At 67.8% G+C, this 17,136-nt stretch carries 20 protein-coding genes; 2 read left to right on the forward strand and 18 right to left on the reverse strand.

All coding sequences use genetic code 11. The features are described from left to right. Nucleotides 1-95: 95 nt before the first annotated feature. Together DXV50_RS05045 and DXV50_RS05050 are read right to left on the reverse strand one after the other, a co-directional pair. On the reverse strand, nucleotides 96-2,381 hold the full coding sequence (locus DXV50_RS05045) for a hydratase (RefSeq protein WP_117205083.1): 2,286 nt from the start codon (nucleotides 2,379-2,381) through the stop codon (nucleotides 96-98). A gap of 116 nt (nucleotides 2,382-2,497) precedes the next feature. Continuing rightward, on the reverse strand, nucleotides 2,498-3,007 hold the full coding sequence (locus DXV50_RS05050) for a DNA-deoxyinosine glycosylase (RefSeq protein WP_117205084.1): 510 nt from the start codon (nucleotides 3,005-3,007) through the stop codon (nucleotides 2,498-2,500). 36 nt (nucleotides 3,008-3,043) lie between these two features. Here DXV50_RS05050 and DXV50_RS09690 point away from each other — a divergent pair, with 36 nt between their 5' ends. Beyond that, nucleotides 3,044-3,205 carry a hypothetical protein gene (locus DXV50_RS09690; RefSeq protein WP_198666411.1) on the forward strand — a complete coding sequence of 54 codons (162 nt, stop codon included), beginning with the start codon at nucleotides 3,044-3,046 and terminating at the stop codon, nucleotides 3,203-3,205. A 1-nt stretch (nucleotide 3,206) separates the two neighbouring features. Next, nucleotides 3,207-3,791, forward strand: a complete 585-nt coding sequence (locus tag DXV50_RS05055; protein WP_117205085.1) for a prolyl-tRNA synthetase associated domain-containing protein — start codon at nucleotides 3,207-3,209, stop codon at nucleotides 3,789-3,791. A gap of 107 nt (nucleotides 3,792-3,898) precedes the next feature. Here DXV50_RS05055 and recN read toward each other — a convergent pair whose 3' ends face one another. From recN to DXV50_RS05135, 16 genes are all read right to left on the reverse strand, one after another. Continuing rightward, on the reverse strand, nucleotides 3,899-5,530 hold the full coding sequence (gene recN, locus DXV50_RS05060; RefSeq protein WP_117205086.1) for a DNA repair protein RecN: 1,632 nt from the start codon (nucleotides 5,528-5,530) through the stop codon (nucleotides 3,899-3,901). After that, nucleotides 5,527-6,387: an NAD(+)/NADH kinase gene (locus DXV50_RS05065; protein WP_117205087.1), complete on the reverse strand. Its 861-nt coding sequence runs from the start codon at nucleotides 6,385-6,387 to the stop codon at nucleotides 5,527-5,529. Before DXV50_RS05065 ends, recN begins: the two co-directional genes overlap by 4 nt. Nucleotides 6,388-6,446: 59 nt before the next feature. Beyond that, nucleotides 6,447-7,181: a TlyA family RNA methyltransferase gene (locus DXV50_RS05070; RefSeq protein WP_117205088.1), complete on the reverse strand. Its 735-nt coding sequence runs from the start codon at nucleotides 7,179-7,181 to the stop codon at nucleotides 6,447-6,449. After that, on the reverse strand, nucleotides 7,181-7,471 hold the full coding sequence (locus DXV50_RS05075) for an exodeoxyribonuclease VII small subunit (protein WP_117205089.1): 291 nt from the start codon (nucleotides 7,469-7,471) through the stop codon (nucleotides 7,181-7,183). Before DXV50_RS05075 ends, DXV50_RS05070 begins: the two co-directional genes overlap by 1 nt. A 2-nt stretch (nucleotides 7,472-7,473) precedes the next feature. Further along, on the reverse strand, nucleotides 7,474-8,244 hold the full coding sequence (gene nusB / locus DXV50_RS05080) for a transcription antitermination factor NusB (protein WP_117205090.1): 771 nt from the start codon (nucleotides 8,242-8,244) through the stop codon (nucleotides 7,474-7,476). 6 nt (nucleotides 8,245-8,250) lie between these two features. After that, on the reverse strand, nucleotides 8,251-8,613 hold the full coding sequence (locus DXV50_RS05085; RefSeq protein ID WP_117205091.1) for an Asp23/Gls24 family envelope stress response protein: 363 nt from the start codon (nucleotides 8,611-8,613) through the stop codon (nucleotides 8,251-8,253). Nucleotides 8,614-8,783: 170 nt separating this feature from the next. After that, nucleotides 8,784-9,347: an elongation factor P gene (gene efp / locus DXV50_RS05090; RefSeq protein ID WP_117205093.1), complete on the reverse strand. Its 564-nt coding sequence runs from the start codon at nucleotides 9,345-9,347 to the stop codon at nucleotides 8,784-8,786. Between the two features lie 154 nt (nucleotides 9,348-9,501). Continuing rightward, a complete protein-coding gene (locus DXV50_RS05095; RefSeq protein ID WP_117205095.1) occupies nucleotides 9,502-9,915 on the reverse strand; it encodes a DUF956 family protein in 414 nt (137 codons plus the stop codon). A gap of 95 nt (nucleotides 9,916-10,010) precedes the next feature. After that, nucleotides 10,011-10,388 carry a DUF956 family protein gene (locus DXV50_RS05100; RefSeq protein WP_117205097.1) on the reverse strand — a complete coding sequence of 126 codons (378 nt, stop codon included), beginning with the start codon at nucleotides 10,386-10,388 and terminating at the stop codon, nucleotides 10,011-10,013. Nucleotides 10,389-10,484: 96 nt separating this feature from the next. After that, nucleotides 10,485-11,405, reverse strand: coding sequence for a PTS system mannose/fructose/sorbose family transporter subunit IID (locus tag DXV50_RS05105; RefSeq protein ID WP_117205100.1), 921 nt, complete (start codon nucleotides 11,403-11,405; stop codon nucleotides 10,485-10,487). Between the two features lie 16 nt (nucleotides 11,406-11,421). Beyond that, the gene (locus DXV50_RS05110; RefSeq protein WP_117205102.1) at nucleotides 11,422-12,237 is read right to left on the reverse strand and encodes a PTS mannose/fructose/sorbose transporter subunit IIC; all 816 of its coding nucleotides are present in this window, start codon (nucleotides 12,235-12,237) and stop codon (nucleotides 11,422-11,424) included. A 15-nt stretch (nucleotides 12,238-12,252) separates the two neighbouring features. Continuing rightward, on the reverse strand, nucleotides 12,253-13,239 hold the full coding sequence (locus DXV50_RS05115; RefSeq protein ID WP_117205104.1) for a PTS sugar transporter subunit IIB: 987 nt from the start codon (nucleotides 13,237-13,239) through the stop codon (nucleotides 12,253-12,255). A 300-nt stretch (nucleotides 13,240-13,539) separates the two neighbouring features. Beyond that, nucleotides 13,540-14,664, reverse strand: a complete 1,125-nt coding sequence (locus DXV50_RS05120) for a M24 family metallopeptidase (RefSeq protein WP_117205106.1) — start codon at nucleotides 14,662-14,664, stop codon at nucleotides 13,540-13,542. A 75-nt stretch (nucleotides 14,665-14,739) separates the two neighbouring features. Further along, nucleotides 14,740-15,984, reverse strand: coding sequence for a dehydroquinate synthase/iron-containing alcohol dehydrogenase family protein (locus tag DXV50_RS05125; RefSeq protein WP_117205108.1), 1,245 nt, complete (start codon nucleotides 15,982-15,984; stop codon nucleotides 14,740-14,742). After that, a complete protein-coding gene (locus DXV50_RS05130) occupies nucleotides 15,981-16,529 on the reverse strand; it encodes a shikimate kinase (protein WP_117205110.1) in 549 nt (182 codons plus the stop codon). Before DXV50_RS05130 ends, DXV50_RS05125 begins: the two co-directional genes overlap by 4 nt. Before the next feature lie 105 nt (nucleotides 16,530-16,634). After that, the gene (locus DXV50_RS05135) at nucleotides 16,635-17,135 is read right to left on the reverse strand and encodes a YqeG family HAD IIIA-type phosphatase (RefSeq protein WP_117205112.1); all 501 of its coding nucleotides are present in this window, start codon (nucleotides 17,133-17,135) and stop codon (nucleotides 16,635-16,637) included. Nucleotide 17,136: the final 1 nt, after the last annotated feature.

A 17,136-nucleotide genomic window follows, 5' to 3' on the forward strand; every position in this document is an offset into this window, starting at 1 on the left:
AGGGCCGGGCGTCGCCACCAGATAATCGGTAGGCGACGCCCGGCACCATGGCGCCAGGGCCTCAAGGCATCAGAGCCTCAGGCGAGACCCGTCCCCTACAGGCCGGCCTTGGCTCGGTTGTAGTTGATGAGGCAGCCGGCCTTGACGATGGCGCGCTCCTCGGGGGTCATGTCGGCCACGTAGAGGCTGACCTTGCTGACCGAGCCGTCCGCGCGCACGACGTAGGCGGCAACGTCCGCGAGGTCACCGTCGAGCGCGGCGCGGATGCCGGGCACGAAGAGGTGGTCGCCCACCTCGAAGCAGGGCTCGCTGGCAAGCTGGAAGGGCACCATGCCCCAGTTCATGACGTTGGAGCGGTAGCGCTTGGTGGCGTACTCGCTGACCACGTTGGCGAGGCCGCCGATGACGCGCTGGCAGCTGGCCGCCTGCTCGCGGGCGCTGCCGTCGCCGGGCTTGACGGCGTAGATCATGCTGCCGAACTCGGTCTTGGCGGAGTCGGCCGACACACCGGCGCCCTCGAGCGCGCCGAAGACCCGGGCGAGCTCGGGCTCTGCCGCCAGGTCCTCGCCCGCCACGCGGCGCTTCTCGATGGCGTCCACAGCCTTGGAGCGACCGACATACTCCGGGTCGCGACGGCTGAGGGTGAACTCGGCCAGGCCGAGCGGGTTGGAGCGGAAGGAGCTGGTCTCGCCGGACGGGATGAGCTCGTCGGTGGTGGTGACGGGGTCCATAATCTTGGAGCAGATGCGCAGCAGGATATCGTCGGCAAGCGGCTCCATGGCAGGCCACGGCTTGATGTTGGGGCCCTCGACGAGCTCGTCGGCGGGCGCAGCCTTGCCATAGCCCCAGTACACGCGCTTGTCGTAGGGCGCGGAGTCAAAGCGGTACTCGCAGGACTCGTCCCAGGTCTCGTCGGGAAGGTCAGTCGCGGCCGTGAGCACGCCGCCGGCCGCCGCCGTGGCGGCAATGGAGCGGGCGTCCATGAGGGCCACGGCGCTGAGCTGGCCATTTCCGGGCTTGGAGCCCTCGCGGTTGGGGAAGTTGCGCGTGGTGTGGCGGATGGAGAGGCCGTTGTTGGCCGGCGTGTCCCCCGCGCCGAAGCACGGGCCGCAGAACGCCGTGCGCACGATGGCGCCGGCCTCCATGAGGTCGTAGACATAGCCCTGGCGCGTGAGCTCCAGCGCCACGGGCTGGCTCGTGGGGTAGACGGACAGTGAGAACTCGCCGCAGCCGGTGTTGGCGCCCTTGAGCGCGCGGGCGGCCTGGACCACGTTGCCGAAGTTGCCGCCCGAGCAGCCGGCGATGACGCCCTGCTGGACGTGCAGCCTTCCGTCCACGACCTTGTCCATGAGGCTGAGGCTGGCGCGTCCGCCGCCCACCTTGGCCGCCTCGACCTCGACGCCGCGCAGGATGTCCTCGAGGTTCTCGTTGAGCTCGTCGATCTCGAAGGCGTTGGACGGGTGGAACGGCAGCGCGATCATGGGCTTGACGGAGGAGAGGTCCACCTCGACGCAGCCGTCGTAGTAGGCCACATCGGCCGGCCTGAGCTCGCGGTAGTCTCCGCCGCGGCCGTGCATGGCCAGGAAGGCGTGCGTGTCCTCGTCGGTGGCCCAGATGGAGGAGAGGCAGGTGGTCTCTGTGGTCATGACGTCCACGCCGTTGCGGTAGTCGGTGTTCATGCTGGCAATGCCGGGGCCCACGAACTCCATGACCTTGTTCTTGACGTAGCCCTTGGCAAAGACCGCCCTGATGATGGCCAGGGCCACGTCGTGCGGGCCCACGCCGGGACGCGGGGCGCCTGTGAGGTAGATGGCCACCACGCCGGGATAGGCCACATCGTAGGTGTCGCACAGCAGCTGCTTGGCCAGCTCGCCGCCGCCCTCGCCTACGGCCATGGTGCCCAGGGCGCCGTAGCGGGTGTGGGAGTCGGAGCCCAGGATCATCTTGCCGCAGCCGGCGAAGTTCTCGCGCATGAAGGAGTGGATGACGGCGATATGGGGCGGGACGAAGATGCCGCCGTACTTCTTGGCCGCGGAGAGGCCGAAGACGTGGTCGTCCTCGTTGATGGTGCCGCCGACGGCGCACAGGGAGTTGTGGCAGTTGGTGAGCACGTAGGGCAGCGGGAACTCCGTCATGCCGGACGCGCGCGCCGTCTGGATGATGCCCACGAAGGTGATGTCGTGGCTGGCCATGGCGTCAAAGCGGATCTTGAGCGCCTCGGGGTCTCCGGAGGTGTTGTGCGCCTGCAGGATGGACCAGGCGATGGTGCCCTGGCGGGCCTCTTCGGGCGTGGCCGCGATGCCGGCGGCCGCGGCCTCGGACTCGCGGACGAGCTCCTTGCCACCGCGCAGGTAGACGCCGCCCTCGTACAGCTTGACCATGGATCCCCACTCTCCCCCGGCAGGCCGGGACACGCAGAAGACTGTTTTGGCGAGAAGTGCCTTTCCGGCCATTATGCCCCACGGAGGTTGCCATGGGGTTACCGGATGGGCCGGGACTAGGGCAGAAGGGGCGACAGGGCCTCGGACCAGGCAGCGGCGAGGCGCTCCTCGCCCCAGGCGGCGTTGGCCGGGCTCGTAGAGGGCAGGACCTGCGCGGCAAGGCCGCACCGCGACTCCAGCCAGCGGTGGTACAGGCGGCCGGCAGTGCCACCGTTGCACAGCACCGCTCGGACGGGCGAGACGGACGTGATTCTCGCCAGGTCCACGGGTACGACGTTCTTGATGCTGGCGTCCGACGAGCCGCGCACGTCGCAGCTCTGGACCACGTCCCAGAGGGCCACGCCGTGGGCCAGGAGGAGCCGCCTCTTTGCGGGGGTGTCCTCGTCGGCGGGGACGGGCTCGCCCAGGACGCGCGCCATGACGCGCCAGAAGCGGTTGCGCGGGTTGCCGTAGTAGAAGTCGTTGGCGCGGCTCAGCACGGAGGGAAAGCTGCCCAGAACCAGCACGCGGCTGCGCTCGTCAAAGACCGGCTCGAAGCCGTGGGGTATGTGCTGGTATCCTGTCATGCGGTTGATTATAGGCGCCGCCACCAAGGAGAGACCATGACCTCAGCCCACAGGGCCCACCGCGACCTGCCGCCCCTTCCCAAGACCCCGCGCGGGCGCCAGGGCTTTGGAGGCCCCGCCGCGCAGAAGGGCATAGGCCCCAACAAGGCCTGCGGCCACAAGGGTGGCATCCGCCGCCAGGGCTCCAAGCGGGGCTAGCGTGGCCGGGCAGAACGAGGCGGCGGCGACCGCCGCACGGCCCGAGATGGGCCCCGAGGAGTGCTTTGCCGCCTACGAGGCCGCCCATAACCACAGGCCGCTCACAAAGGGGCAGGTGCTCGACCTGCTGGACGGACGCGGCGTTGCCTACGAGCGCTGCGACCACGCGGCCGTGCGCACCGTGGGAGAGGCCGAGGCGGCCCGCATTCCCTTCAAGCGCCACATGGCAAAGAACCTCTTCCTGCGCGACCCAAAGAAGAGAAACTACTACCTCTTCACCGCGCCGGACCAGAAGGCCATTGACCTGCGAGTCCTCCAAGAGCGGCTAGGCAGCAAGCGACTCTCGTTTGCAAGCGCCCAAGACCTTGCGGAGAAGCTGGGCGTCTGGCCAGGCTCCGTCACGCCGTTTGCCGCGCTCAACGAGGACACCCACACCGTGCGCGTGACCATGGACGCGGACTTTGCGGCCATGGGCTGGATCGGCTGCCACCCCTGCGACAACACGGCCTCCGTCCACCTGAGAACGAGCGACCTCCTGGCGCTGCTGGCAGACGCCGGCGTGGACGTGGAGCTGCTGAAGGTCTAGGCGTCACGGGCGGCTGCCCTTCTCGCCGCCGTTTGCATGTAAACGTAGTCGCTGCGAAGGCGCCCACAGACCAGAAGCGCATGCAAACCGCGGCGAGAACGGCTGAGCTACTTGGACGTCGCGGCCGCCAGCATCTCTCGGGCGTGGGCGAGCGAGAGCTCGGAGGCGTCGCCGGAGAGCATGCGGGCGACCTCGGCGACGCGGTCCTCTCCGTCAATCTGGGCGATGCTGGTCTGGGGGACGTCGCCGGCGGACTTGCTCACCAGGTAGTGCCTCTGGGCCATGACGGCCACCTGAGCCAGGTGCGTGACCACGATGACCTGGTGGCTCCTTGCGAGGTCTGCCAGCACGCCCGCCAGGGCCACGGCCGTGGCACCGCCGACGCCGGCATCCACCTCGTCAAAGACCAGCGTGTCGCAGCCGTCGGCCTCGCCCAGGACCACCTTGCAGGCAAGCATGACGCGGCTGACCTCGCCGCCGGAGGCAATGCGGCGCAGCGGCCGCGCCGTGAGCCCGGCGCCGGGGCGGTAGAGAAACTCCACGTGGCTGGGCCCGCGGCGGCCCCACTCGGCGCGCGGGAGCCTCTCCTGGGTAACCACGAGCTCGGCAGAGCCCATCTGCAGGCGACCCATCTGTTCGCTCACCAAAGCGGCAAGCTGCGGTGCGGCCTTGGCGCGGGCCTCGTCCAGAGCGTCGGCGCACTTGGCAAGACGAGTCTCGGCCGCATCGACCTCCCCGCGGGCACGACGCTCGGCCTCGCCGCCGTCGCCGGCGGCCTCCACGACCTCCCGAGCCTCCCGGCGCCGTGCGAGGACGTCCTCCATGCGCGGCCCGAAGGCACGCAGCAGGCCCTGCAGCTGCGACATCCTGGCGTGCATGGCCTCGAGGGACTCCGGGTCAAACTCCACCTCGTCGGCATAGGAGCGCAGCTCGGACGCCACGTCCTCCACGTCGATGAGGGCGCTCTCCAGAGACTCCGCAAAGCCGCCCAGGCGCGCGTCGTAGCGTGAGGCGTCCTGCAGAGCGCGCACGGCGCCGCCGATGGCGTCGCAGGCCCCCTCGTCGCCCGCCAGCAGCGCGTGGGCGCCGGAGGCGGCCTCCACGAGGGTCTCGCCGTGCTCGGCGCGCGGCAAGGCGTCCTCGAGCTCCTGAAGCTCTCCCTCCTGGGGATCGACCTCGTCGATGCGCCTCAGCGCAAAGGCGGCCTCCTCGAGCTTCTCGCCGGTTGCGCGGCCAAGCTCGCGGATGCGCTCGAGCTCGGCGGCGGCATCCTTGGCGGCGGCAAGCGCCTCCTGGTAGGCTGCGAGCGGGGCCGCCACGGACTCTCCCGCCCAGGCGTCGAGCATCTCGACGTGGGTCTGGACGGCAAGGAGACGCTGGTGCTCGTGCTGGCCGCAGAGGTCTACGGTGGACCCCACACCGGAGGCGAGCTCGCGCACGCTGGCCATGTGTCCGTCTATCTCCACGCGGCCGCGCCCGTCCGCGGAGACACGGCGGCGCACCACGCAGCCGTCGGGGTCTCCCCCGCGCACGAAGAAGCGGCCCTCGACGCAGAGCCCGTCTGCCCCCTCCCGGACGGCAGACGCGTCCGCGCGCTCTCCCACCAGCAGCTTTATGGACGAGAGGAGCGCCGTCTTGCCCGTGCCCGTCTCGCCGGTGAGGACGGTGAGGCCGCCTGCCGGCTCGATGGTGGCGTCGTGGATGAGGGCGACGTCGCAGACGTGCATCTGGTCGATCATCGGCGGGCCGCCTGACCGTAGAAGACGCGGCTCACCGAGCCGTAGAAGCTCTCGGTGCTGTGGTCCAGCAGGAGGATGTCCCCCTCGCCGCGGCGCACCGTGGCATGCGTGGCCCAGCTGGCGTCCTCGTCGCCCACGGGCTGGCCGTCCGCAAAGAAGTGCCTGATGACGGGCCTCTCCTGGGACATGTCGATCTCCACCACGTCCGAGGGGGAGGTCAGAAAGGCGCGGGCCATGATGGTGTGGGGGGCCACGGGCACGCAGACCATGCCGCCAAACTCTGGGGTCACGATGGGGCCGCCCGCCGCCAGGGCGTAGCCCGTGGAGCCGGTTGCCGTGGAGACTACGAAGCCATCTCCGCGCAGACGGTCGATGTGGATACCCGAGACCGAGACGTCAAACTCCACGATGTCCCCGTGGCCGCCGCGCGAGAGCGCGAAGTCGTTGAGCGCGAAGCTCCTCACGGTGTAGGTGGAGCCGTCCGAGCGCACGAACTCGCTCTCTATGTCCAGCGTAGCGCGGTGGCTCACGTGGAGCTCCCCCGCCAGGGCCTCCCCCACCGTGGCGATGAGGTCGGCCGGTCCCGCGCTGGTGAGAAACCCGAGGTGGCCGTAGGAGATGCCGAGGATGGGCGTGCCTGAGTAGCCGACGATGCGGGCCGCCCGCAGCAGCGTGCCGTCGCCTCCGAGGGAGACCACCAGGTTGCAGTCGGACGCGTCCACGGCGCGACCGGGGAAGAGCTTCTTGTCGTGCGCCCACTTGGCCTCGATGCCTTGCCCGTCAAGCCAAGACTCCAGGCTGCGAGCGCCCTCGACGGCGTCTGGGCGCGAGTAGTTGGGAACGATGAGGACCTTCACGGCAACCCCCTAGTACGAACATCCGTACGGCAATGGTAGCACACGGCGAGCGGCAGGGCCTATCCGCGCGTGCCCAGCAGCAGGTACTCCACGTTGCCCTTGTGGCCGTGGATGGGGCTCTCGCAGACGCCGGCGACGTTGAGGCCCGCCTCCTCGAAGGCGGTGCGCACCCGCTCCACCGCGGCGTCGCGCACGGCCTGGTCGCGGACCACACCACCCTCGCCCACGTCCTCGCGAGCGGCCTCAAACTGCGGCTTCACCAAGGTGAGAAACGCGCCGTGCGGCCGCAGCAGCTCCATGACCGCCGGAAGCACCGTGGTCACCGACGTGAACGAGACGTCGCAGACGGCCAGGTCCACGCAGGAGGCACCCACGGCGGCGGGCACGTCCACGATGTTGGTCCGCTCCATCAGGGTCACCCTCGCGTCCTGCCGAAGCGCCCAGTCAAACTGCGCGTAGCCCACGTCGACGGAGAGCACCGAGGAGGCGCCCCGGCGCAGCAGGCAGTCGGTGAAGCCTCCCGTCGAGCAGCCCACGTCAAGGCAGGCGAGGCCCGTGGGGTCAACGCCAAAGTGGTCGAGGCCCCGCTCGAGCTTGAGGCCGCCGCGGCTCACGTAGGAGCCGTGCCCCTTGACGTGCAGCGGGAGGCCTCGCTCCACCTTCTGGCCCGCCGAGGTCAGCCTCCGGTCAGAAGTCGAGACCTCGCCCGCCATGATGGCGCGCAAGGCCTCGTCCCTTGTCGCAAAGAATCCTTGCTCGACGAGCTCGTCGTCAAGGCGCTGGCGCTTGGCCACTACTCGGCCCCGCCCGTCTCGCCGCCCGCCTGGGACTCGTCGGCCTCCGGAGACTCGGCGACACCGGCATCCTTGGCCTGGGCCTCGTCCAGCTTTGCCTCCTCCTCGGGCGAGAAGTCCGTGGCGTCCACGAGGTCCACCGCCTTGGAGCCCAGGGCGATGGCCTCATCGAAGAGGTCGAGCGAGCGCTCCAGCGAGACGTCCTTGTCGCGGACCTGGGCGACGATGTCGTCAAGCCTGCCGGTGATGTCGCCGAAGGTCTGGTAGCGGGAGGTGTCCGGCCTTGCCACGCCTACCAACCCTCGCCGTCGTCGTCAGTCTCCTCGCGACGAATGAAGACGCCGGTGAGCTCTCCCTCCTGGGGAGCCATGTCGGAGCCGAAGGGCTTGTGCTCGACGGGAGCGGCCTGGTCGCGCTCGCGGCGCGTGCGGTGGGCGAGCTCCCAGTAGCCGTCGTTGTCGTCCTCGTAGGCGTAGTCGTCTTCGTAGCCGCCCTCGTAGTCGTCGTACTCCTCGTCGGAGACGGGCTCGAAGACCTCGGCCTCGGCGGCCACGGGAGAGGGCTCGGCGACGGTGGGCTCCGCCATGAGGTCGGCCTCGTCCTCGCCGCGCTCGGCAAGCACCTCGTGGGCGCGGGCGATAACGTCGACGCCAGCCTCCACGTCGTCGGCGACGCGGCCGAGGATGCCGTTCACGAAGCGGGAGGAGTCGTCGGTGCCGTAGGCCTTGGCGAGCTCGACACTCTCGTTGATGGTGACCGGGATCTCGACCTCGTCGACAAAGAGCATCTCGTAGATGGCGAGGCGCAGGAGGTTGCGGTCCATGGACGGCATGCGGCGCAGCGTCCAGGTGACGGAGCGGCTGGCGATGACAGCGTCCAGGTCGTGGCGGGCGGCGTCGGCGCCCAGGGCGAGCTGGCGGGCAAAGTCGTCCAGCGGGCCCTTCTCGATGACGTAGTCCTTGCCCAGGACCTCCTCAACCGTGAGGTGGTTGGCCTCGGCCTGGAACAGAAGCTGGAACGCCTGGCTGCGGGCGAGGGTGCGCCCGCCGAAGTGGATGCTCAAGAGGACTTACTCCTTGGGGAAGACGAGACTGTCAATGTAGACGTCGATGGCTGCGACCTCGACGCCGATCTGCTCGGTCACGGCGTCGGCCACGGCCTCGCGCACGTCGGCGGCGAGCTTGGTGAACGGGTAGCCGTAGAAGGCCGCGATGTGCACGACGAGCTTGAGGCGGTCGTCCTCGACGGAGGACTCCACGGCCTGCTCGGGGGCAAGGGAGCGGCTGGTGAAGACGGAGATGAGGCTGGAGGCGATGTCGTTGCCACCGACGGAGGCGACGCCGGCGACGCGGCGGGCCGCCAGGGAGACGACGGTGGAGACAACGTTCTTGGAGATTCCGATACCGGAGACGTAGAGTTCGCTTTCGGCCATTGCTGACCCCTCCCTCGTTTGCGCGGGCCCGGACGGGCCCTGGCGTGAGTTATCAAGCTTCCAGTATAGCCGCATCGCGGCGGGTGGCCGGCGCGCGTTGCGTCGAGGTACAAAAAGACCCGCGGGCGCCCACAGGTGCCGCGCGGGTCATTCAGGCGAGAGGGCGCGTGCTAGACGCGGGAGACGAACTTGCCGTCGCGGGTGTCGACCTTGATGACCTCGCCCTGGTTGAGGTACATCGGGACCTGGATGACAGCGCCGGTCTCGATGGTGGCGGGCTTGGTGCCGCCCTGGACGGTGTCACCCTTGAAGCCCGGGTCGGTCTCGGTGATCTCGACCTCAATGAACATCGGGGGCTGGACGCCGAGCAGCTCGGTGTCGGCGTAAAGGAGCTGGCAGTTGTCGTTCTCCTTGAACCACTTCACGGAGTCGCCAATGAAGTCGGCGGGAACGGGAATCTGCTCGTAGGTCTCGTTGTCCATGAAGTAGAAGGAGTCGCCGTCGTTGTAGAGGTACTGCATCTCCTTGGTGATGAGCTGCACGTTCTCGAACTTGGTGCCGGCGTTGCAGGTCTGGTCGATGACGCGGCCACTCTTGAGGTCGCGAATCTTGTAGCGCACGAAAGCGCCGCCCTTGCCCGGCTTGACGTGCTGGAACTCAACGATGGTGTAGTACTTGCCGTTGATCTTGAGGCCCATGCCGTTCTTGAAGTCTGCGGTGCTGATGGTTGCCACTTCTTGCTCTTCTCTCTCTAGCCCGCATCCCGGGCACTTACGCATAACGTCCAGATTCTACCAGCATTCGGCGAGCGGCGAGAAACTCTCCGCCAGAAAACATAAAAGGCGAGAAGCGCGCTTCTCGCCTTGGGTTTATCTGCCGAAAGACCGCCTAGCCAAAGATCGAGCGCAGACGGGACATGAGCCCGCCCGAAGGCTGTTCGGCAGGGGCGACCTCGTTGACGTTCTCGACCTTGTCACGCCCGACGTGGGCGGCCATGGCGCGCAGCGCCTCGATGTCGTCGTCCACAGTGAAGGTCAGGATGTCGCCGAGCGAGGTGTGCACATCCATGGTGCGGACGTGGCCGCGGAAGATGTCGCAGCTCACGAGCTCGACGTCGTCCCAGGCAACGCGCTGGGCAAAGGTGGAGTCCCCGCGGAACTCGATGCCCCTCTCGCCCAGGTAGAGCGTGCCCGGCTTGGGGACGAACCCGTTGACGAGGCAGTTAGCGGAGGTCTCGAGCTCGACCTCGGAGTTGAAGGACGGGCGGGCCCCGTGAGCTGCCGCAGTGACGGCCTGTGCCATGCGCTTCCTCCCAAATGACGCGTGCTTTCGTGGGCAGATTCTACTCCCCGCGCATGGCGTCCCTGGGACGACTCCGCCCGCTCCCCAAAAAGCCCCTACTTGCGCCCGAGGTGAAGCAGGCTCTTGGCGCCGGCCTTCATGACGTCGGCGAAGGAGGGCGACCTCTGGAGGCGGTCCTCGGGAATGTAGGCCCTCATGGCGCGCAGCGTCGCCTTGTTGTCACGTGTGGAGAACGAGAAGTGGCCGTTCTCCTTGGTGAAGATTGCGAAGCGCGCGATCTTCTTGCCGGGGAGCACCTCGGCGGCGACGTAGTCCACCTGGTCCCAGGGAATCTGGATATAGTCCTCGGGGTTCTTCTCGTTGTAGAACTCGAAGGCGGCGTTGCCCACCATGACGTCGCCATAGGTGGTGAGCCCCTGGAAGGACGTGGCCTTGAGGGCGAGGTCGACCGAGCTGTTCTGTGACTGGGCCATGAGAGCTCCTTAGCGAAGTGCGATACAAAAGGGGGCCGCGCCCCAGGTGTTGCTGGAACGCGGCCCCGTGAGCGCAGGTGTTCCTACGCCGACATCCTACATGAAGCCGACGACGCGGCCGATGATGCCCACGGCGAAGAGGGCGAGGATGATGACGATGGGGCTGACCTTCTTCTTGAGCAGGTAGCAGCAGAGCATCGTCAGGCCCACGGCGGCAAGGCCGGGGATGAGGGAGTCCAGGTTGGCCTGGAGCGTGGTGACCTTGATCTGATCAAGACCGGTGGCGCCCAGGGCGGCGTACTGCGTGAGGGCGCTCTTGATGCCCTCGGCGCCGGCAGGAAGCGCGGACCAGTCGATGTAGGCGCCCGCGGACTGCGTGACCTGGGAGACGACCGGCGTGAAGGAGATGGAGACCCAGCGCTCCACCAGGGCGCCGATGATGAACATGCCCAGGATGGAGGCGCCCTCGGTGACCTTGCCCATCAGGCCGCCGGAGAGGTCCTTGGCGATGGAGGAGCCCACCTTGTAGCCAAACTCCTGCGTGTACCACAGGAAGGCGATGCGGATGACGTTCCACAGCACGAAGAAGAGGAGCGGGCCGAGGATGTTGCCGGAGAGGGCCAGGGAGGCGCCCAGGGCACCCAGAATCGGGCGCACGGTGAACCAGAAGACCGGGTCGCCGACGCCGGCGAGCGGGCCCATCATGCCGACCTTGACGCCCTGGATGGCCACGTCGTCAACGGGTGCGCCGTTGGCGCGCTCCTCCTCGAGGGCCAGGGTGACGCCAATGACCGGAGCGGACACGTACGGGTGCGTGTTGTAGAACTCCATGTGGCGCTTGAGGGCCGCGATCTGGTCATCCTTGTTGGTGTACAGCTTCTTGATCGCAGGGATCATGGAGTAGCACCAGCCGCCGTTCTGCATGCGCTCGTAGTTCCAGGAGCCCTGGAGGAACTGGTGACGGAAGCAAACCGCCTGGCGGTCCTTCTTGGAAAGAGACACCTTGTTCTCTGCCATGTGTATCACTCCCCTCTTACTCGTAGTCGTTCAAGATGTCGCCCAGCGGGTCGCCGGAGCCACCGTTGCCGCCACCCTGCTTGGCCATGTCCTTCAGGCCGAGGTAGATGAGGGCGAGGGAGATGCCGATGAGACCCAGGGCGATGAGCGTGAGCTCGGAGATGGCGGCGAGGACGAAGCCGAGGATGAAGAACGGCCAGACCTCCTTGGTGGCCATCATGTTGATGACCATGGCGTAGCCGACGGCCGCGACCATGCCGCCGCCGACGGCCATGCCGCCGGACAGCCATGCGGGCATGGCGTTGAGGGCGGAGGTCACGGTCTCGGACGGGATGAAGCAGAGGATGGCGGCCGGGATGGCGATGCGGATGCCCTGCATCAGGATGGCGATGACCTGCCAGCGCTCGATGGCGGCGAAGTCGCCCTTCTCGGCGGCGCCGTCCATGATGTGGACGATGCCGGTTGCCAGCGTACGGCAGATCATGGTCAGGAACAGGCCGGCCACGGACAGGGGCACTGCCAGGGCGATGGACGTGTTGATGGCGTTGGTCGGGTCGGTGGTGCCGCCGTCAAGCGCCAGGACCATGATGATGGAGGAGGCGACGGAGGCGAGGGCGGCGTCGGGAGCGACGGCCGCGCCGATATTGGCCCAGCCGAGGGCAATCATCTGGAGGGAGCCGCCCAGGATGATGCCCTCCTGCAGGTGACCGGAGACCAGGCCGATGAGCGTGCAGGCCACCAGCGGCTGGTGGAACTGGAACTCATCGAGGATGCCCTCCATGCCGGCCAGCAAGGCGACGATGACGATGAGCAGAATCGTGATTGGGTTCATGACCCATCCTCCTAACTAGGCAGAGGCCAACTCGGACTTGGCCTTCTTGATGAGGTCCTCGTAGCTGACGGGAGAGTCGGACGGGACCTTGCGGGCCTCGAGCGCGACGCCCTTGGCGTGCAGGGTCTCGAGGGTCTCCACGTCGGCGTTGTCCATCGCGATGGCGTTGGTGACAACGACCTTGCCGACGGAGTGGGCCATGGAGCCGATGTTGGCCTCCTTGATGTCCACCCCGCCCTCAATGGCGGCGAGAAGATCCTGCGGGTTCTCGAAGAGCAGCATGGCCTTGGTGGCGCCGAAGCGCGGGTCCTTGGTGACCTCGATCATCTTGGAGATGGGGACCACGTTGGCGGGGACTCCGGGAGGGGCCGCCTGCTCGATCATGGTCTTGCGGAGCTGGTCGTGGGCCACGCCGTCGGAGACCACGATGATGCGGTCGGGGGAGACGGTCTTGGTCCACGTGGTGGCAACCTGGCCGTGCAGCAGGCGCGTGTCCACGCGCACGTGCGCGATCTTGATGTGGCCGTCGCCCAGGACCGTGCCCTCGGGAATGGCCCCCTGGCGGGCGACGGGAGCGGCTGCGGGAGCCTCGGCGGGGGCGATGCCCTCCGGCTTGGTGACGATGCCGCCCTTGGCCTCGGGGAGAATCTCCTTGGCGACGTCGACCGCGGTCTCAGCGCCCATGCGGGCGCCGTAGGCGGAGACGAGCATGGGCAGGTTGAGGCCTGCGACCGCAACCCAGTTCTCGTGACCCTCCTCGTCCAGCAGCAGGGAGATCTGGTTCCAGGGCGTGCCGCCCTGCAGGTCGACCAGGAACAGGACCTGGTCCTGGTCGCCGAGGCCACCTATGGCCTCGAGGAGCTTAGCCCTGAGGTCATCCGGCCCCATCTCGGGCATAAGCGTCACGGCGACGACGTCGTCCTGCTGGCCAAAGATCATCTGGCCGGACATCTTGATGCCCTCGGCGAACGTGCCATGACTGGCTAGAACAATGCTAACCACTGCCTACCTCCTTCTTCTCTTGACGCTTCCTTCCCTGTTCTTGCTCGCAACGCAACGCATGGCTTCATAATTCCTACCTCGCTGCTTCACGAACCGTCCACATTCTAGCGAGCCAATTGACTATTTCAACCATAAACAGCTAATTGGAAACGCAAATGTGCGCTTGCCGACTATTTGCTACCGCCTGCCGTTTTGCAACTTGTTATAAGGGAGCGCATTTGCAGAGCCCTTACAAAAAAGGGGCGGAGCCAAGCGGCCCCGCCCCATGTGCGCTAGTCGGACGAGTTTCTCGCCGCGAGGCTAGCAGTCGATGCAGACGAGGTCGTGGGTGGACTTCGTGAAGGGCACGAAGCCCTCGGCCGTCATGAGGCCGAAGTCCTCCAGGCGCACGCCGAAGTTGCCCGGCAGGTAGATGCCCGGCTCGACGGTGACCACGGAGCCCTCGGGCACCGGGCGCATCCAGCGGCGGCCGAAGTTGGGGTTCTCGTGGATCTCGATGCCCACGCCATGGCCCAGGCCGTGCTTGAAGAAGTCGCCGTAGCCGGCGTCGGAGATGACTTTGACGGCCAGGTCCTGGATGTCGGAGCCGATGCAGCCGGGCTTTGCCGCGGCGGCGCAGGCCTCGTGGGCCTGGCGCACGACGTCATAGACGTGGCGCTGCTCGTCGGTGGGCTCGCCCACGCAGACGGTGCGGGTCATGTCGCTCTTGTAGTCGTGGTAGCCGGCGCCGTAGTCCATGACGATCATGTCGCCCTTCTTGACCACGGTCTCGCCGGGCTGGGCGTGCGGGTTGGCACCGTTTGCGCCGGTGGCGATGATTGAGCCAAAGGCCAGGGAGTCGGCGCCGTGGTTGAACATGTAGTTCTCGAGCTCCACGCGGATCTGCTGCTCGGTCATGCCGGGCTTTATGAAGCCGCAGATGTGCGTGAACGCGGCGTCCGTGATGGACTGGGCGTGACGCATGAGCTCGACCTCCTCGGCGTCCTTGACCATGCGCAGGTCGCAGATGTCGCTGTGCATGCGCGGGGTGAGGCAGGCAGTGGAGAGCTCGCTCATGGCCTGGTTGAAGGCATCGAAGAAGGCAAGGTCGCAGGTGTCCTCGACGGCCACGACGCGAGAGCGGGTGGCGCGGGCGCGCTCGGCGGCCCAGGCGGCGGCGCTCACGATTTCTTCATCGATGACCCAGGGGGTGTCGGCGCCCAGGCGCTCGCGGAAGGTGTTGGCGTAGCGGGAGTCCGTGTGGAGCCACTGGCCGTCGGCCGTCACGAAGGCGGTGTGGGCGACCTCGTCGTCAAAGGTGCGCTCCGCCCCGGTGAGCCAGCGCAGGTCGGGGTTGTTGCGCAGGATCACGGCGTCGTAGCCGCGCTCCGCCATGAGGGCGCGCAGGCGCTCGACGCGCCCCGCGCATGCCTTGGCATCTGCCATGTTCTTCTCCTCTGCTCAAGGGCGCGCGGCGACAAGGACTCTCCCGCCGCCGCGCGCATGGTTACCGACTAGATGTTACTCCGCCTGCGAGCGGGCGGCGCACCAGGCGCCCACGTGCTCGCGCAGGGTCGCCTCCTCCACGTTGGTCAGGCGCACGCGGCCGAGGGCGCGCGGCACCTCCACCATGAAGCGGTTGGTGCGCAGGAACCTCTCGGCGCGAAGCGCGTCATAGAGGGCGTCTGCGTCCACGGGGCAATCGACGCTGCCGAGCTCCAGGCGCTCCAGCAGCTCGTCCTGGGTGAACATGTCGTCAAGCGAGAGCTCTCCGGAGGCCACGGCCAGGCGGGCGCAGAAGCGCAGGGCGTCGGCCAGCATGGCGGAGCGCGGCACGTCAGCCCCCACCAGGCCCGAGAGAGCCGCGACGAAGCTCTGGCCGTAGGCTATGGACTGGCGGACGGCCACCGACGTGGAGGCCACCACCTTGCCGCGGCTTCTCAGGGTGGCGGTGAGCTGCTCGGTCAGGGCGTTGAGGTCTCCCGCCACCAGACCGTCGGTGGCGTCGAAGAGGGTCTCGAAGGCCTTGGAGGAGTCCGCCATGGCCGTGGCGGCCATGAGCGCACGGGCGAGAAGGACGTTCTCGCGGGAGGCGGCGTCGTCCCCGGAGAGGCCCATGAGGTCGAGGTCGCAGATCTCGAAGCGGGCAGAGCCGTCCTGCTGCAGCATGTCGGGCGTCCCGCCCACGGCAAGGCCCTGCGGGGTCACGCCCGCAAGGACCGCGGAGACCAGGTCGCAGGGCACGAGGGCCAGCGAGGTGCCGCCGCACCAGGCGTGACACACCATCGTCGCGAGGGAGAGCTCGGGCAGGTGCCCCACGGCGACCACGAGGTCGTCGGAGGTCACGCGCATGCGGGCGAGCTCTGCTGCCACGACGTCCGCATGGGCGAGGTCGCAGCACGCGTCCCCCGAGGGGAGCTCGGCGAGAAGAACCTCGAAGCCCTGGTCGGAGAGGCCTCGGGAGAGCGTCCTCAGAACGTCATCGGAGACGTCGGGCGCGTGCAGGAGCGCGCAGGCGTGCGGTCGGCCGACGACGCTCTTGAGGTCGTGGGCAATGTCGTCCACGATGCCGCGGCCCACGCGGGCGTCCATGGAGGTGCCGCGCAGGGTGACCCACTGGCGGCACTTCTTGACGGGCGCGGGGGCCGGCTCGAGAGCCTCGGCGGCCTCGGGCTCGGCGGTCGCGGCGTCGGCGTCGCCGTTAGCGTCCTGCGGCTCAGCGGTCACGTTCTTCTCGTCCGGCTGGACGTCGTCTTGCTGTGTCATAGCAGGCCCTTCTCCCAGAGGAGGCGGCCGCTCTCAAGCGCCACCTGCTCGAAGGTCTTGTTCCTAATGTCGATGGTGATGTCGGCCGCCTCCCGGTAGAGCGGGTAGCGGTGCCGGTAGAGGCGCTCAGCCTGGCGGGCGCTGCCCAGGTCGGGGCGGCGCTCGCGGCTCCTGATCTGGCGCATGGAGTCAGAGAGGTCTCCGTCGAGAAAGACCACGGTGCCCATCTGCCGCATGAGCCCCGCGTTCTCGGGACGCTCGACGATGCCGCCGCCGCAGCTCACGAGCAGGGACTTCCTGGCCTCGAGGCCTTTGAGAACGCGGGTCTCCTCGTCGCGGAAGGCGTCCTCGCCGTCCTCGGAGAACACGCAGGCTATGGACTTGCCAAGGGCTCGCTCCACCAGGCGGTCCGTGTCCACGCAGGGGCGGTGGAAGAGACCGCTCAGGTTTCGCGCGAGGGTGGACTTGCCGGCACCGAGGAACCCCACGAAGAAGATGTGGTCACATCCCTCGTGGACTACGTATCCCTGTCCTGCCGACTCCACCTTAAAAGCTCCCCCACGCCGCGTTCATCGGCCTGATTCTAGCATGGAGCGCACGGACGCCACGAAAGTTGACAAAGGGACTGTCCCTTTGTCACAAGCGGGGGTTCACTCGCCCTCGAAGGGGTGGTTTCGCAGGGCGAGAAGCTCGAAGACGCGAAAGACCTGCGTGTACCAGAGGTCCCGGCGCGACTGCGGCCTCACCAGGACGGTACGGACGCCGGCGAGGTTGCCTGCGGCGACGTCGGTGAAGACCTGGTCGCCGATCATGACGGTCTTGTCCGGGGTGGCGCAGTGCATCTCCATGGCGCGGCGCAGCGCGAAGGGGGCGGGCTTCATGGCGTGGTCGACGACCTCGCACCCCAGCTCGTCTGCCGTGGCGCGCACCTGGCCGGAGTGGAAGTTGTTGGAGACCAGGCAGAGCGTGAGGCCGGCGGAGCGCGCCTCGGCGAGCCATGCCGTGACCTCGGCCGGAACCCTCCTGGTGTCCCTGGGCACGCAGGTGTTGTCGCGGTCCAGGAGCACGAGCGAGACGCCCTCCCCCACGAGCCAGTCGATGCTCACCTGGGGAAGGGACGCCACGTAGCGCGTTGCCGTGAAGACGCCCATG

The sequence above is a fragment of the Paratractidigestivibacter faecalis genome (genome assembly GCF_003416765.1).
Taxonomy (GTDB): domain Bacteria; phylum Actinomycetota; class Coriobacteriia; order Coriobacteriales; family Atopobiaceae; genus Paratractidigestivibacter; species Paratractidigestivibacter faecalis.